Raw genomic sequence first — 17003 nt, forward strand, 5'->3', positions numbered from 1 at the left:
CCCAGCCTAAACATTCATTTATAAAACAATAGTACTTTATTGTGCTAATATCTTATTCTTCTTTACATCATCATAAATGATGCTGGTCTTATTTCCTTCAATAAGTAATCCACGACTTTTGCCTCCTAATCTATTTGCTTCATTATTCACATTTACAGCAACAACGCGACCTTTATAAAAAGAGGTAACTTCTGGAAAAATTGTATGTCCAAGATATATTCTTTTTGCACTGTAAATCTGCAGTATTTTTTCTAAATCTGCTTCGCTTAAAGGGTGATACTTTTCTTCTTGACGAACCATGCCGCGATACCACAAAGGTCCTTCACTACCAAATAGAAAAGTACCTGCACGCGACTTATGTCTCTCTTCTTTGGTTTGAAACAAATAAAAACGAACAGAATCATTTACTGCAGGTATTGTCCATTGTGGATCTAGCATGGTATGACTAAGTCCTGCATGTACAAAAAGATGATCCCCTATCTTCTCCATCGTATTTTTACTTTGTAGCCATTTTCCTAATTCAGTATCTAATGACCAGAAATCACGATAATCTTTTCCAATAGCGTCAGCAAGCATTTTATACTTATCTTGGGTGTATTTATAATTACCTCGTAAGATCATTTCTTCATGATTGCCCAAAAGGAAGTGCACCTTACCGCCAGCTTTTTCAGCCTCGTTTTCCAATTTATAGATTAACCAAAAGATGGGTAATACGTCTTTACCGCGATCAAATACATCTCCGATAATGACAAGGTTATTTTTTCCAAAAGTCCATTGATAATTACTTCCTATTACTTTCTGCGCTTTTAGAATAGCATAAAAAGATTGAAAATCGCCGTGAGGGTCTGACAAAACAAGCATCTTATTACTTTTTGGAGAATTCCAGCTAGGTGTATTATGCGGGTGTAGCTTTATTTCAAATTGATGTTCACCATCTTCTGTCATTACTTTAAATGATGAATTGACCGGCACTTCACTTCGAATATCACCATTCTCGACACGCACAAGCTTCGTTCCTCCATTTTCATAAAAGAAATAGGGGCCATCGTTATTTCCCAATGTCGTTTGACTATGTGTATCGGCAATCTGAAAAAGAATAAATACCGCTGTCAAAGCACAAGTTATACTGATCCTCCTAGGATCAGTATAACTCGTTTTTAAAAAAAATTTAATGCTATTATACATCATAATATATATTAATAACCGTCGTTCTGAACGATATTTTTATTCGCATCAATCTCAATTCGTGGAATCGCCATTAACGTTTTGAAAAATGTGCGATCAAACGATTTGGTTTCCAGTCTTAGTGATGGCGAATTATGAGCACTACCTTTACGTTCTATGCGCATATTGTTGCGTAATGCATCAAATAGTCTATGCCCCTCACCTACAAGTTCACGACGGCGCTCTTCCATAACTCGTTCTAGAGTAACGACACCAGAAACAGATTTTGCAGGATTAGCACGAGAAACTATAGCATTAAGATACTTCAAAGCATTTGCATTGTCGTTTATTTTAACTGCTGCTTCAGCTGCAATTAAATATCCCTCCGAAAGACGAAGAACAGGAACATCTGCAAATTCAGGATTTTCACCATCAGCAGTATTTCCTGGATATTTGTTCAAATAATAATAGTCAACCTGTTTACTGGTATATTTTGTAATGACCTTATGGCGGACATCATTGGAGTCATCTTTGATTAATTTCATGTAATCGTCCGATAAAATAATGTCATTATATCCATTTCTCCACAATAGGTACCCTATTCCTTCTTTTCCAGGACCGTTTTCAGTCTTTACAATAGATAGCTGAAACAAAACTTCATTTGTAAAATCCTTTGACCAAACAGAAGCGTATTCACTATTTGTCCATAACAGATATTGACCTTTAGTCGAGCTCTGGGTTGTTTCCGCTTCCTTGATCAATTGCATCGCGGCAGTTAAAGCTTTGGAATTTTCGCCCATATAAAGATAAGCTCTTGCTAATAATTGCTGTGCACCAAATTTATTAAATTTGCCATTTTTTTTCGCAGTACTCAATAAGGTTACAGCATTTTCCAAATCATCTACAATCTGTGTATAGACTTCTTTTACTGAATTACGTGCAGGTTTATTAGTTGAATTATGTTTTTCTATTTCAATCGGTACCCCTAGTGAGGCCCCGTTGTTTTTTGTATAAGGATCTCCAAACACTTTAACTAAATCAAAATGTGCCAACGCGCGAAGTGTTAATGCCTGTCCTTTTATGTCATTGAGTTCATCGGTCAATTGTTCTTTCTCAGCTCCATTAACGAAGGCCAAAACACCATTCGCATTTCTTAAAACACGATAAGGCTGATACCACAGTGATGAAGGAGTATTGTCCTTGTTAAAATCAAAAAGATAATATTTTGCCGCACGTTTTGTGTCACCGTTCGACAACATATCTTCTCCAGTTACATCGCCATAATAAGTCATACGAGCTCCATAATATTCAGAACCACGTAGAATATCGTAAATGCCATTTAAAGCATATTGAGCTTCTCGGGCAGATTTAATTGCTTCAGAACTTTCTGTAGAAGTACTTGGCTGGGATTTCTCCAGCCATTGGTCCCCACATCCAACTAACAAAGTACAAGATATCAGAACCGTTGATAATATAAGTTTCATAGTCTTTTTTTAGAATTTAATATCCAAACCAAAAGTAACCGTCTTCAGTTTTGGGGATTCAAAATATACTGTACCATTTACAGGTACCTCAGGATCATAATTATTATAAGCTGCAAAAGTCAAAAGATTGACTCCTGAACAATATGCTCTGATATTACTCACTTTAAGACGACGTGCAATGTGTTGCGGAAGAGATACTCCGAAAGTCAAGTTTTTCAATCGGATATGATCTGTTGAATGAACACGACGTGTATTGGCTACACTGCTCATATCGTAAGTATTTCCAACCATAAACATCTCGATATCGGTATCATCACCTGGCTTTTGCCATCTGCGTTCATAATATTGCGGAATATTATCATAACCCGTTTTTCCAGCAAGCTCTGTTTTACTCGCACCGCTATCGTATGAATAACCACCCAGAGAATATGTCCATGTAAAGTTTAGATCAAAAATCTTATAACGAAGGGTATTAGTAAAACCACCGATCAACTTAGGATCAACACTTTTATAAAGAATTCTGTTTGCTTTGGTATAATCTTCTGTGATATCTCTTGAATCTAGATCAGCTGGATCATTGATGTAATATTGCGGAACACCCGTTTCCTTACTTATCCCCGCAAATTCGATCAGATAATAGCTATACCATGGTTGGCCGACACGGTGAATCAATGTACCGTCCCTTAACTCAGAACTTCCATCAGCTAATGATACGGTCTTATTTCTATTCATTCCAAAATTTAGATTTGAAGTCCATTTAAATTCAGAATCTCTTAAAATATCTGCATTCAAATCAACTTCTATTCCTGAGTTACGAAGTGCTCCAATATTGGTTAGATAAGCAGAAAAACCTGTTGTATAGGACGTAGGCATATCGTTCAATAGATCTGACGACTGGCGTCTGTACCATTCGAAGGTAGCTCCTAAACGATCAAAAAGACGAAGATCTAATCCAATATTTAGATTATTTTGTTTCTCCCATTGCAAAGCCGGGTTTCCAATCTGAGTTTCTCTTATACCAGGATTATTAAGATAAGGAAAACCAAAACCGGTCAAATCCATATAAGTATAATACGTATTGGGTAGAGTACCATTAGTACCATATGACACCCGAATCTTACCGTCAGTTACAACGTCACCTAATGATTCCATAAAGTTTTCTTTTGAAAACTTCCATGCTCCTGATAAGGACCAGAATTTCCCCCAACGGCTATCGCGATGAATACGAGAGCTACCATCCATACGAACGCTACCACCAAAGAAATATTTATCATCATAATTATAGTTTGCTCTGGAAAGGTAAGACAACAAACGCCATTCTAAATTGGAACCAGAAAGATCTGTAATTACAGAACCATTTGAAAGAACAACTTTATCTACTGAAGGAAAATTATCTTTTGCACCATCAATTCCATCTTTACGAAATTTATTAACCTCATATCCGCCCAATATATCCAAATGATGTTTGTTAGCAAAAGTCTTATTATAAGTTAAACTATTCCGCCATACGATCTGATTATAATCTGTAAAACTTGTAGTTAAAGAACCATTTGTTTTCTCACCGTCTGATGTACGTGGATCTGACCAAGAATTATATTTGGTATTGGTATGGTCTAAACTAAAAGTTGTATTAAAGACTAAACCATCAAAGAACTTATAATTGGCAAATACGGTATTAAAAGAACGATCACCCTGTTCTCTTCGGTAATTATACAAGGAAGTTGCTTTAGGATTACGCGGTCCATTAGAAAAGAAATCTGTGAAAAATGAACCATCTTCATTGTACACCGGCTCCGAAGCTGTAATCTTATGACGAGTTGAATAGATCGGTGAAGTATAAGCTCCTCCCTCTGAATTCACATCTTGAGCAATGTTTGAGTATAGAATATTAGCTCCAAGTTCTATTTTATCGCTCATTTTATATTTAACATTCAAACGGCCAGTTATACGCTCAAAACCAGATTGATAAGACAAACCTGTTTGATTGACATACCCCATCGATGTGTAGTAAGAGAGCTTACCATCACCTCCTGAAGCAGAAAGATCTGCATTTCTAAAAGGAGAATTTTGGCGAAACAATTCTTTCTTCCAATCTGTCCAACCACTCCAAGGTTTAGGTGCATACTTATCGATGTTCGCTTGTGCATATTCTTCTATTAAGTTATCATCGACCACCTTATCGATGTAACGAGCACGGTTTCGAAGTCCTTCCAAAAGCATCTCGCGTCGTTGGGGACCATCCATGACCTCACGGAAATCTGTTGCTTGATTTGAAAGACCATAAGCACCCTTAAATGAGAATACTGGCTTTCCAGCTTTTCCAGACTTTGTGGTAATCAAAATTACTCCACCAGCAGCACGTGATCCATAAAGTGAAGCTGCTGCGGCATCTTTAATTACTGTAATCTGCTCAATATCGGCATTACTCAAAGTAGACATGACATCCAATCCAGCATTATTTGAACTACTTGATGAAATATCATTAGACATTACCGGAACACCGTCGATGACAAATAAAGGTTTGCTAGAAGCATTAATAGATCCCATTCCTCTAATACGGATATCAGTAGCACCACCTGGCTGACCGGAAAGTGAATTAACTTGCACCCCAGGCGCATTTCCCTGAAGCATTGTCGAAAAATCGACAGCAGGCACGTCGGACATGCGCTCAGTACGGATTGTTGAAGCAGATCCAGTATAATCTGATTTCTTAAACGTACCATACCCCGTTACAACAACCTCTTCTAAATTTGCTTGACTAAACTGCAGGCTCACATTTACGGTCTCAGAAACAACTTCTAATTCTTTTCTTTCATAACCTAAAAAGTTAAACTGTAAGATAGATCCTCGTGATGCCACAATCGAAAAATTGCCATTTTGGTCGGTTCCTACAGTATTTTTTGTTCCTTTAATCGAAACACTGACACCAGAAAGCACCTGTCCACTTTGGTCTGTTACTTGTCCATGTACCGATTTTTGTTCGCTTAAGATTGTGATTTTGGAATTCTTAATAGTTTGTTGGTTATCAAAATCAGGTTTACCCGATTTAACGACGATAGACTTTCCATCTTTAATATAAGTCAGTCCACGTGGAGTTAGCAACTCGGAAAGGGCACGGTCTAACGTTACATTATCAAAATCTACACTTACAGAAGGCGTATTGTTGATAATTTCCGATTTACAAAGAACTGTATATCCAGTCTGCTTTTTTATTTCACGGAATACGTCAACAATAGCACTATTCTTCTTCTTAATACGTACCGTTTGGGCAAAACTTCCTGCATGAAGCTGTCCCACGGTAAACAAAAGAAGCATAATAATCATTTTCATAATAATGAGGTATTTATACTTTTTCATTACATTTGGTTGGTTTTGTTAGTTTAATAAATAGTTAGCAAGTATTTTTTAATTTTCGAACCAATTGCTGGGGAAGTACCACCTTCCTCAGCTACTTAAGATTACGAAATATTTAGATTCTGAGTGTAATCATTATTTCATAAGCTTTACCCTCCTCCCTTCGATTTGAATTTTAATTTTATCGTCAGTCATTTTTATAATTTTTAACACTTTATCAAAAGTATCAAGTCGGGAAACGGATCCCCATAGCGTAATTTTTGAAAGACTAGGGTCTATATCGATATCTATATCATACCATCTTGCGACCTGTGTCAGCACTGTACCTAAAGGTTCATTATTAAACATAAACTCATCATTTGTCCAAGAGATACTTTCATCTATAGAGACTTGTTGCACACGAAGGTTTTCTCCATTGACCACTGCCTGTTCGCCTGGTGCAAGTACTTTCTCTTCGCCAGTGGGAACAGAAACTTTAACTTTACCTTCTTTTAAAGAAACTTTGGATTCTTTCTCATCTGGATAAGAATAGACATTGAAATGAGTCCCTAACACTTCTATTTTTTCCTTTGCAGTAATAACAATAAATGGTCTACCTTGCGATTTCGCTACTTCAAAGAAGGCTTCACCATCTAATTCCACTAAACGTTGCTGTTCTGTAAATTTATCGGGGTATTTTAGACTTGTAGATGCATTTAGCCATACTTTTGTACCATCCGACAACTGAATCTCATATTGCCCTCCCCGCGGAGTTGATAAGGTCATCATCTGTCTTTTATCCGTCGAGCTACCTAAGGCTACGGAACCATCATTATAGGTGATACTACTGCCTATAACGATTCCATTATGGCTTTGATCTAATCCTAAACTGCTCCCGTCAGAAAAATGAAGTGTTGCTTTGTTTCCACCAGGGTGCAGGTTTTCTGCTAATTTTGTAACATCAATATTGTTATTGTGATCTTTACTTTTGATGGTCCAAATACCAAATATTGCTAATCCAATGAAACAAGCAGCAGCTGTATACCATAGTGGTAATTTTTTATAACTTGTCGTTTTCTTTAAAGATGGTTTCTCAATTTTTGTCATGATATTGGAGAGTACTCGAGATTCTCTTTTTTCGATATCTTTGACGTGCACACTATAATATTCTAGTTCTTGACGCAAATGATCAGCATTTTCCAACTTTTCCACCATGATTCGTAAATCTGGATATTGCTGAAAAAGCATCCGAAGCTCTCTATCTGTAGTTGGATGAATATTCCCTTTCAAATATTCTTGCAATAGGATTAAGGTGTTGTCTATATGATGCTTCGTGTTTGCCATTATTCATTTTGATAATAGAAACACGAGTAACTTCACAATCTTACAGCATATTTGAGAAAAACACCTAAATATCTAAGAATGAGTTAAATAAAATATATATTTACTTTTGGCCAACAAAAGATAAAAAAGCAAAAAGTGCTAATGTATTTTTTGTCTTTAACAGGTGTCTAATTGTGTTAATTGCCCGAGAACGGTTAGTGTATACGGCGGAAGGACTCATTGCCAGTTCTTCTGCAATTTCCTCAACGGTCTTATCTTCTAGGAAGGTTAAATTAAAAACTTCTTTTTGTTTTTCAGGTAATTTTTCTACTTCTGTAAAAATAGCATGAACAAGTTCGGCATGTATCAAATTCGAAAAGGCATCCTTGTCATCAACTAAAAGATCTTCATAGTCTGATAAAGATTCATGAATACCTTTGGAACGTTTTGCCCGAATCGTGTTAAGACTTGCATTTTTAGCTGAAATATAAACAAATGCCCGAAGGTTTTCCATAGTGGGGAAATCCATCCGACGATCCCACACCTTAACAAATACATCAGCTACGATCTCTTCCGCAATATCTGCTTCTTTAATATACTTCAGTATAAAAAAGAATAATTGCTTATAAAATCGATGATAGATGGTAACAAATCCCGTTTGATCGTCTCCTTTCAAACTGTCTATCAATTGTGAATCTGTCATAAGGCAGTGTGAAATAATACTATTTTCTCAAAAAAACGAAAAGGCATCTATTTAAAGTGATACATAGGTTAGAGTCACTATTTTGGACTAAAATAGAAAAGACTTTTTAGAATAACAAGTTGTTAATAATTATTTAAAATACCGGCATCATACCGTTAACCGTGCAGAGGCATTATACTACCAATAAAATGTACAAACCTTTTAACCATTAAATCAATAATAAAATTGCAAGCTGTTCGAGGTCTACCAACAATTAGACAAATCATATTCAAAATCAAACTAGTATAAACTGAAAATTTTGAATTTTAAGTTCCGTTCACTATATATTAAATGATATCCGTTCACTATATATTAAATGATATATAAATAAAAAAAACTAAATTAGTATCCACAATGACATACACAACCAACATATTTCTCCAAAATTATGGAAGCATCATCCTACTTATTGTAGGTATCCTTGCAGGGAGTATCTTAGGAATATATTTACCTACTATAGTTCCATATATCAAGCCTATAGGTGATATTTTCCTGAACTTGTTATTTGTTGCTGTCATTCCTCTAGTTTTTTTTGCTATCTCATCATCTGTAGCTAATATTGAAGGAACAAACCAACTCGGCAAGATCATCGGGGCAATGACCGGCGTCTTTTTAATGGGTGTACTCATCTCTGCCTGTGCTACGATTGCCGTCCTTTATTTCTTTCCTCTTGACGCTCCCATAGTACCAAATGGTTCAGAACTTCTAGACAATAATCCTGATGACACCTGGAGTGATAAGATGGTTCGCTTTTTAACCGTTTCAGAGTTTGGTAAACTACTATCACGAGAGAATATGCTTGCTCTTGTGATTTTCTCATTTTTAGTGGGTATAGCTACGCGAAAATCAACTGCTGTTGCACAGCCATTCCTATCTTTCTTAAATGCTGGAAATGAAGTGATGAAAAATTTATTGATCTTAATCATGAAAATTTCACCGATCGGTTTAGGTGCTTATTTTGCTTATCAAGTCAGTAGTTTAGGACCACAGCTTTTTGGTTTCTATGCCAAACCTTTAGGGCTTTATTATTTATTTGGAACCTGTTATTTTTTTGTGGGTTTCACTGTCTTTGCATTTATTGCGAATGGCAAATATGGAATTACCTCTTATTGGAAAAATAATATTGTTCCCACGCTGACTGCATTAGGTTCTTGCAGTAGTTTGGCAACAATGCCTGCTAACTTACTGGCTGCAAAAAAAATTGGAGTTCCAGATACTATCGCTAATGTGGTCATTCCTTTGGGAACAACGCTACATAAACAAGGATCCAGTATATCTTCTATTTTTAAAATATACGTTGCATTTTTGTTAATAGGAAAAGATTTTTTTGATCCGATGACGCTCGTTATGTCCCTCGGAATTACTGTTCTAGTTAGTGTGGTAGCAGGAGGAATTCCTAATGGCGGATATATTGGAGAAATGTTAATGATCTCTGTGCTGGACCTTCCAATCGAAGCCGTTCCAGCCGTAATGATTATCGGAACGCTCGTTGATCCATTAGCGACCATATTAAATTCTACCGGAGACACTGTAGCAAGTATGCTCGTGACAAAATTTACCGGAAATAAATATCAGGTTGTTACAGCGGAGGTTTTAAAATCGTAATCCATAAAACAAGGATCCATATTGATGCGTACCATAAAGCATTTCTTTCGCTTCTCGTGATTGAAAGACATAGGATAATCCTAGGGTTGATCGACCACTTGCCAGCATAAATCCAACTTTATGGCTAGGCATGAATTTCTCAATCGTATATTGATCTCTGAATGTTTTATCATGTCCAATCCCGCCTTGAATAGTGGAATTATAGCCGTGATAATATAAGGATGGTATATAATAGAAAAATAATTCTCGATCGGTCTCCGTACTTTGAACATGTCCCTTAGTAAATGCAGAATGATAAAATGACCGTAAGCGCCCCCATCTGATAGGCAAACCAATATTTGCATTTACATGGTTCATTCCTAATGTTCCTGAACCTACACCCGAAATTTCGAAACTTCTGCCAGATGATCTATAGAACAGCCTTTGATACTTTAATCCTAGATCAACACCAAATGCATTTGGGATCTGTCCTTCCCAACCAGATACTTCATAAATATTGAATACCTGATGGATAATTTTTTGCACCTCCTTTCCTTTTGCAAGTGGTCCAACCTGCCCGAATTCAACTTTTAAACTTAATACCTGTTCCTGTCTATAATACTGATTCAATTCACCCGATAGGTATAGATAGGCTGCAAACGGTCTATCCCATTGTGATGATCTATTATTATACAAATTAACCCCGTTGTACATCTTTTGTCCAAGCTCAATATCCAACACACGATTTTTAACTTTCGAAGTATCTGATTTTAAACCTAATCTATAGTTTATATTGATTCCATTTGTATAATAACGGTCCTGAGATGTTAATAAATAAACGTCATTATCATTTTGGAGAGCAATTTCACTTTTTAAAATTTTGCTTTGCGATAAAGCAAGTTGTAAAGGCAATATCCCTACGAGCAAACACACAATACGCAATACGATTATTTTCATTCGATCCAAATGATTGTAAAAATTAAGATATAAACTAAATTAAAGATATTTAATAAGATTAAATGTATGTTGCATAGAATGATTTAAACCTATTTTCAACGCATTATAAATTTATTTAGAAAGGTTATAAATAAACGATCCCGGTTGCAAATTTAGTTACTTCGCCAATCTATTCGTAATTTTGTATTCGATAAAGTGTTAATTTTTTTTAAAAATGAAACCATCATGAGCTTAAATCAGCTCATTAATAAAATGAATAACTGCTCATGATAGCTTCATGGCCTTTAAAACCGAGTGTTAGCGAGCTCAATAATACAAATAGAAAGCTGACGCTCATTTATTAAACAAATTATTCTAATGAAAAAAAGTTCCATTATTCTAATCGCCCTTATTGCTGTTGCAATTGCGATGATTCTTGTAATTTACACAGATTCAAGCACCTATTCAACTTTTACTGAAGCGAAAGAGAAAAAAACAGAACTCTATGTTGTAGGCGTACTTAATAAGGAAAAAGCATTGCATTATGATCCAAAAACTAATGCAAATCACTTTTCATTTTACATGTATGACAATGATAGTACAGAATGTCAAATTGTATTCAATGGTTCTAAACCTCAGGATATCGAACGATCTGAACAAATCGTATTAACAGGTAAAATGGATGGCAATGTATTTCATGCGTCAAAAATATTGATGAAATGTCCTTCGAAATATAACCAAGATAAATTCGAGGTTACAGAAACTAACGCTACAGCATTTAATAACTAAAATTCATAATCACCAAATAAATGGACGTAAACTACGTAGGCGAGAATCTATTGCCTGGAAAAATAGGTCAGTTTTTTATTGTTCTCTCATTCGGAGCAGCATTACTATCTTTCATTAGTTATTATTTTGCTACTACAAATAAAGAAGAGAAATCTTGGTTAAAAATTGCCCGGATTGCTTTTTGGACGAATGCCGCTTCAATCATTGCGATTGCTGCAACGCTTTTTTTCATTATTCATACTCATTTATTTGAATATCATTATGCTTACGCGCATAGTTCTAAATCATTGCCTACACATTACATCATCTCCAGTTTTTGGGAAGGTCAAGAGGGTAGTTTTTTACTCTGGATGTTCTGGCAAAGTGTATTAGGATCAGTTTTACTTTTTAAAGCTAAAGATTGGGAAGGCCCAGTTATGACATTCATTATGCTATGTCAAGTTTTTCTAGCCTCTATGATTATTGGAGTTCAAATCTTCGGGTTTCACCTCGGCAGTTCTCCATTTATTTTATTAAGAGAGGCAATGGATTGGCCAATTCTAAAACAAGGTGATTATTTATCATTAATTCCTGATGGTCGTGGATTAAACCCATTATTACAAAACTATTGGATGGTTATTCACCCCCCAACGCTATTTTTAGGTTTTGCTTCTATGGTTGTTCCCTTTGCTTATGCGGCGGCTGCTTTATGGACCAAACGTTATAAAGAGTGGATAACACCAGGATTACCATGGGCACTTTTTGCTGTCATGATATTGGGTGTAGGTATAATTATGGGATCATTTTGGGCATATGAGGCACTTAACTTTGGTGGCTTTTGGGCTTGGGATCCTGTAGAAAATGCATCTATTATTCCTTGGTTTACTTTAATTGCTGCGGTTCACGTAATGATCGCTTATAAAAACTCTGGGCATTCTTACTTTACAGCTACATTCTTGGCATTAATCAGTTTCATTCTTGTTATCTATGCTTCCTATTTAACAAGAAGTGGGATTCTTGGAGAAACATCTGTGCACTCATTTACTGATTTGGGATTAAATGTTCAACTTATTGCCTTTAATGCGACCTTCTTTATAATTATGGTTGTGGCGTTGGCTGTCCGTAAAAAACAAATGCCGACGACTCAAAAAGAAGAGGATATCTATTCAAGAGAATTTTGGTTGTTCATAGGCGCTTTGGTTCTAACTGTTGCCTGCGTTCAAATGATCTCTTCAACTTCAATTCCAGTCTTCAATGCTATTTTTGGAACCAAGGTTGCTCCACCTTTAGATCCGATCCAACATTATAACAAATGGCAGTCGGGATTTGCGGTCATTATTATGATTTTAACTTCAATCACGCAGTTCTTGAAGTATAAAAAAACAGATCCTAGAAAATTTTTCGCGTCCACCATCGCTTCTTTAATCGTAGCTATTGTATTAACTGCTGCAGTTTCTTACATCACGAAAACATACACAAATTTAATTTTCATCTTAATTACCTTCTCTTCTTTATTCTGTATTCTCGCGAATATTCGCGTATTAGCAGATGCCGTAAAAGGAAAATGGAAATTAGCGGGGTCAGCAATTGCGCATATTGGGTTTGGATTATTATTAATCGGAGCCATGATAGCGGCATCTACCAATGAAGTGATTTCAATCAATAATACGGGTTATATTGCTGTATCTGGATTTGACAAGGTTGAAAAACCTGGTGACAACCTGTTCTTAACAGAGGGTGAACCGGTGCAGATGGGTGAATACCGCATCACTTATATTGGTGATAGTGTAGCACAACCCAATGTGTTTTATAAGATAAAATATGAAGCAATTGATGAGGAAAGTGGAAAAGTAAAAAATTCGTTTGTACTTATGCCGTTTGCTCAGAATAATGAGAAAATGGGAGGCTTGATCGGTACTCCTGCGACAAAGCACTACTTCACACATGATATTTACACCCTAATAACTGCGGCGGCTTCGGACTTACAGGCGAAAAATGCAAATATCCCTGCCGATCAGAAAACAGGCTTTGAGGATTATGAAGAACCGGCAACTTATGAGGTCAATGTTGGTGACACTCTTCGTTATAGAAATGGTTTCTTTGTCATTGAAGGTATTAACAGAAATGCTCATTTAGAAAACATCCCTAAGGGAGAGAAAGATGTCATTGTAGGATTAAAAATCAAAGTTATCGCTTCTGATAAAAAAGAATACAACGTTGAACCGGTGTTCTTAATCAAAGATGGTACCTCATATGATTTTAATAAAGATGTAAATGAAGAAGGACTACGTTTCCGTTTTTCAAATATCTTGCCTAAAAAAGATAAATTAGAAGTTATGGTTTACCAAAAACCACTTCCAGAGAAAAAATGGATTGTATTTAAAGCGATTAAATTTCCATATATTAATTTCTTCTGGTGTGGTACTATTGTCATGACAATCGGATTTTTCATGTCTATTTTTAGAAGAAATAGTGAGGCAAAAAGATTAGATAAAAAACAAAGCTAATGAATATTGTCATCTTGGGAAGTGGAAATGTTGCAACACACTTTGCAAATAACTTCCATAACAAAGGTCACAAAATCTTGCAAATATTCAGTCAACAGAAGGTCAATGCTCAAGCATTGGCCTTTGCTGTAAATGCAGAGGCTATTTCTAAGGTATCAGAAATAAATAAAGAAGCTGATCTCTATATGATCGCAATTGCTGATCATGCTATTCCATCACTTATTGAAACCATACCTACAGCTATCTCCGGTGTTGTGGTGCACTGTTCTGGAGCTACAGATATACAAGTATTAAGTAAATTTCAGCATTATGGTGTAATATATCCTCCGCAGTCCATTTCTAAAAATGATCAATCCGACTTCAGTCTGATTCCATTTTGTATCGAAGGAAATAACTCCATAACATTTAATATTCTGATGAAGCTTATGGCTACTATAGCACCAAAATCTATCGCTTGTAGCTCAAGTCAAAGATTAGCTATTCATATAGCCTCAGTATTTGCGAATAATTTCACAAACGCGCTCTTTCAAATCAGTTATGATCTCTTACAGCAGCACGATTTACCGTTTGATATAATCAGGCCAATTATTCTTGAAACTGCACAAAAGGTACAATCTAAGCTACCTAGTCAAGTTCAGACCGGACCAGCTGTTAGAAATGACGAAATCACGATAAAAAAGCATTTAAATTTTATCAGCGAACATGATGATTGGAAACAAATCTATCAACTATTGTCACAAGAGATTGTAAAAAGAAAAAGCTAAATATCATTTCTTTACCAAGATTTTAAAACTTCTTCATAACGGCCATTAATTTTCTTTTACAACAAGTAACTTAGTACTTTTGCTTTGTATAAAATGAACATTGGTTCAATATTTGAAAGCATAGTAAACATTAAAATTGTAACAGTTCAATCGATTACATTTGATTGATATTTGATCAAATTTTTATTAAAGTAAGAGTCTAAATACTATTTAAATTATGACCGTTAGAAAATTAATTCTTGGCACCATGACTGTAATCAATTTGATTATAATCTCTTTTGGGCTTATTTTTACACCACAGTGGTTTTGGTTGTTAGTCATACCGATGCCTCTTTTATTTGTGGCGATATATCACAGTTTCCAACATAAACATGCAATTTTAAGAAACTATCCTTTAGTTGGATATTTCCGTTATTTCTTTGAATCCATTCGTCCAGAATTACGTCAATACTTTTGGGAGTCTGATACTGATGGACGTCCTTTTAATAGAAGACAACGTTCTATCGTTTATCAACGCGCTAAAAACCAACGGGAAACTGTTGCTTTCGGTATGCAGACAGATCCACAAACAGTCGGTAATGAATGGGCAGCTCACTCTGTCTTTCCTTGTCACATTGATAATCATGACTTACGTACTACTGTAGGGAATGCAGCTTGTAAACATCCTTATAGTTTAAGTGTTTTTAACATTTCTGCAATGAGTTATGGCGCATTGAGTAAAACAGCTATTACAGCATTAAATAAAGGTGCTCAATTACAAAATTTTGCACACAACACTGGAGAAGGTGGTATCAGTGACTATCATAACAGTGGTGGCGATTTGATCTGGCAGGTAGGTACGGGTTATTTTGGTTGTCGTACGCATGACGGTAAATTTGATGGTGAACTTTTTAGAGAAAAAACTTCACGTCCTAATATCAAGATGATTGAACTGAAAATATCACAAGGTGCTAAACCTGGCCATGGAGGTATACTACCTGCAGCCAAAAACACACCCGAAGTTGCTGCAATTCGCCACGTCATCCCAGGTACAGATGTCATGTCACCTCCTGCACACAGTGCATTCTCAAATCCAATTGAAATGATGGAATTCATTCATAGATTGAAAGAATTAAGTGACTTCAAACCTGTGGGATTCAAAATGTGTATCGGTGATAAACAAGAGTTTATTGAAATCTGTCGTGCAATGCAAACAACACAGATATTCCCGGATTTTATTGCTATTGATGGTTCCGAGGGTGGAACAGGTGCAGCGCCACTCGAATTTACAGATAATCTAGGAATGCCATTATATGATGCTTTAGCTTTTGTTACAAAAACTCTAATTGCTTTTGGTCTTAAAAGACATATCAAGCTCTTAGTTTCGAGTAGAATCGTCACTGGTTTTGATTTGTTAAAAGTAATTGCTCTCGGAGCAGATGCATGCTATAGTGCCAGAGGAATGATGTTTGCATTAGGTTGCATTCAAGCTTTGAAATGTAACGAAGATACTTGTCCTGTAGGAGTTGCAACACAACAGCCCCACTTGTATAAAGGATTAGATGTTAACGATAAATATGTACGTGTCGCACAATTCCATCGTAACACTTTACGTGCCACTGTAGAGATTATGGAAGCTTGTGGATTTAAAACTTTATCCGATGTCAGTGCCGATAAATTTTTCAGAAAAGTTGATGCTGTTAACACATTAAGTTTTCAAGACATCTATTTTGGAAGAGAAGGTCGTCTAATCGAAAGTCATACTGATTTTGAGGCAAAAATATTTTAATAATAAAGAAGGGCTTTTCATAAAAAAAAAGCCCTTCTTTATTATTTTCTCAAATTGCAGATAACTTGTTGAAGCGTTACTTGCGCCATATCAATTGTATCTGGAGATACCCCATCCAATGCTTCAGCAATAGTCTTATTAGCTTGTTGCATACCCATCTCTTTTAACTTACGGGCAGACTTAGTTAAATAAATCAAATTTGATCTACGATCATCTTTATCATTTACTCGGATAACTAAATTTAATTTCTCCAAATTATTAATTAAACGCGTAATACTTGGTTTATCTCTAAATGTTCTAATGGCCAACTCTTGTTGTGTAAGTCCCTCTTCTTGCCATAAATTGTACAAAATACTCCATTGCTCAGCCGTAATATTGATTCCCACATCTTTTAAATTACGCTGCATTCTACGCGATATGGCTGTAGTCGCTTTTCCAGTTAGAAAATCATAGAACTCTATCTTTCCAATTAAATCTTCATTAAGCATAATAATCAAAGTCTTTTTAGGTTATACTATATCGTACTTTTTAGCCAACGGATATTTATTTTCAAAAAAGATAAAATTAACTATAACTCGTTGGCCAAATAGGTTTATATTATAAATATAATGCTTTACATGGTATAACAAA

Annotated in this window: 12 protein-coding genes; 5 read left to right on the forward strand and 7 right to left on the reverse strand. The window is 35.7% G+C overall.

From position 1 onward, the window contains the following. Positions 1-36 precede the first annotated feature (36 nt). From FHR29_RS22150 to FHR29_RS22170, 5 genes are all read right to left on the reverse strand, one after another. Positions 37-1188: a metallophosphoesterase gene (locus tag FHR29_RS22150; protein ID WP_132841193.1), complete on the reverse strand. Its 1152-nt coding sequence runs from the start codon at positions 1186-1188 to the stop codon at positions 37-39. Between the two features lie 8 nt (positions 1189-1196). Further along, the gene (locus tag FHR29_RS22155) at positions 1197-2648 is read right to left on the reverse strand and encodes a RagB/SusD family nutrient uptake outer membrane protein (protein WP_132841191.1); all 1452 of its coding nucleotides are present in this window, start codon (positions 2646-2648) and stop codon (positions 1197-1199) included. A 9-nt stretch (positions 2649-2657) separates the two neighbouring features. Next, entirely contained in the window at positions 2658-6005 is a 3348-nt protein-coding gene (locus tag FHR29_RS22160; protein WP_183917267.1) for a TonB-dependent receptor, read from the reverse strand. A 132-nt stretch (positions 6006-6137) separates the two neighbouring features. Continuing rightward, positions 6138-7325, reverse strand: a complete 1188-nt coding sequence (locus tag FHR29_RS22165; RefSeq protein ID WP_183917269.1) for a FecR family protein — start codon at positions 7323-7325, stop codon at positions 6138-6140. A 100-nt stretch (positions 7326-7425) separates the two neighbouring features. Continuing rightward, positions 7426-8007, reverse strand: a complete 582-nt coding sequence (locus FHR29_RS22170) for an RNA polymerase sigma factor (RefSeq protein ID WP_132841186.1) — start codon at positions 8005-8007, stop codon at positions 7426-7428. 393 nt (positions 8008-8400) lie between these two features. Here FHR29_RS22170 and FHR29_RS22175 point away from each other — a divergent pair, with 393 nt between their 5' ends. Continuing rightward, complete coding sequence (locus FHR29_RS22175) at positions 8401-9651, forward strand: dicarboxylate/amino acid:cation symporter (protein ID WP_132841184.1); 1251 nt, start codon at positions 8401-8403, stop codon at positions 9649-9651. Here the strand turns inward: FHR29_RS22175 and FHR29_RS22180 are convergent. After that, entirely contained in the window at positions 9640-10587 is a 948-nt protein-coding gene (locus FHR29_RS22180; protein ID WP_021190466.1) for a lipid A deacylase LpxR family protein, read from the reverse strand. The genes FHR29_RS22175 and FHR29_RS22180 overlap by 12 nt on opposite strands. Before the next feature lie 357 nt (positions 10588-10944). Here FHR29_RS22180 and FHR29_RS22185 point away from each other — a divergent pair, with 357 nt between their 5' ends. The 4 genes from FHR29_RS22185 (at position 10945) to FHR29_RS22200 (ending at position 16373) form a co-directional block, all read left to right on the forward strand. Next, complete coding sequence (locus tag FHR29_RS22185) at positions 10945-11355, forward strand: cytochrome c maturation protein CcmE (RefSeq protein ID WP_132769103.1); 411 nt, start codon at positions 10945-10947, stop codon at positions 11353-11355. Positions 11356-11375: 20 nt separating this feature from the next. Continuing rightward, complete coding sequence (locus tag FHR29_RS22190; protein WP_132841180.1) at positions 11376-13841, forward strand: heme lyase CcmF/NrfE family subunit; 2466 nt, start codon at positions 11376-11378, stop codon at positions 13839-13841. Further along, positions 13841-14605, forward strand: a complete 765-nt coding sequence (locus FHR29_RS22195) for a Rossmann-like and DUF2520 domain-containing protein (protein WP_132841179.1) — start codon at positions 13841-13843, stop codon at positions 14603-14605. Before FHR29_RS22190 ends, FHR29_RS22195 begins: the two co-directional genes overlap by 1 nt. 217 nt (positions 14606-14822) lie before the next feature. Then, on the forward strand, positions 14823-16373 hold the full coding sequence (locus tag FHR29_RS22200; RefSeq protein WP_021190463.1) for an FMN-binding glutamate synthase family protein: 1551 nt from the start codon (positions 14823-14825) through the stop codon (positions 16371-16373). A gap of 41 nt (positions 16374-16414) precedes the next feature. Here FHR29_RS22200 and FHR29_RS22205 read toward each other — a convergent pair whose 3' ends face one another. Continuing rightward, the gene (locus FHR29_RS22205; protein ID WP_021190462.1) at positions 16415-16861 is read right to left on the reverse strand and encodes a MarR family winged helix-turn-helix transcriptional regulator; all 447 of its coding nucleotides are present in this window, start codon (positions 16859-16861) and stop codon (positions 16415-16417) included. Between the last annotated feature and the right edge of the window lie 142 nt (positions 16862-17003).

The organism is Sphingobacterium sp. JUb56 (assembly GCF_014191365.1).
Taxonomy (GTDB): Bacteria; Bacteroidota; Bacteroidia; order Sphingobacteriales; family Sphingobacteriaceae; genus Sphingobacterium; species Sphingobacterium anhuiense.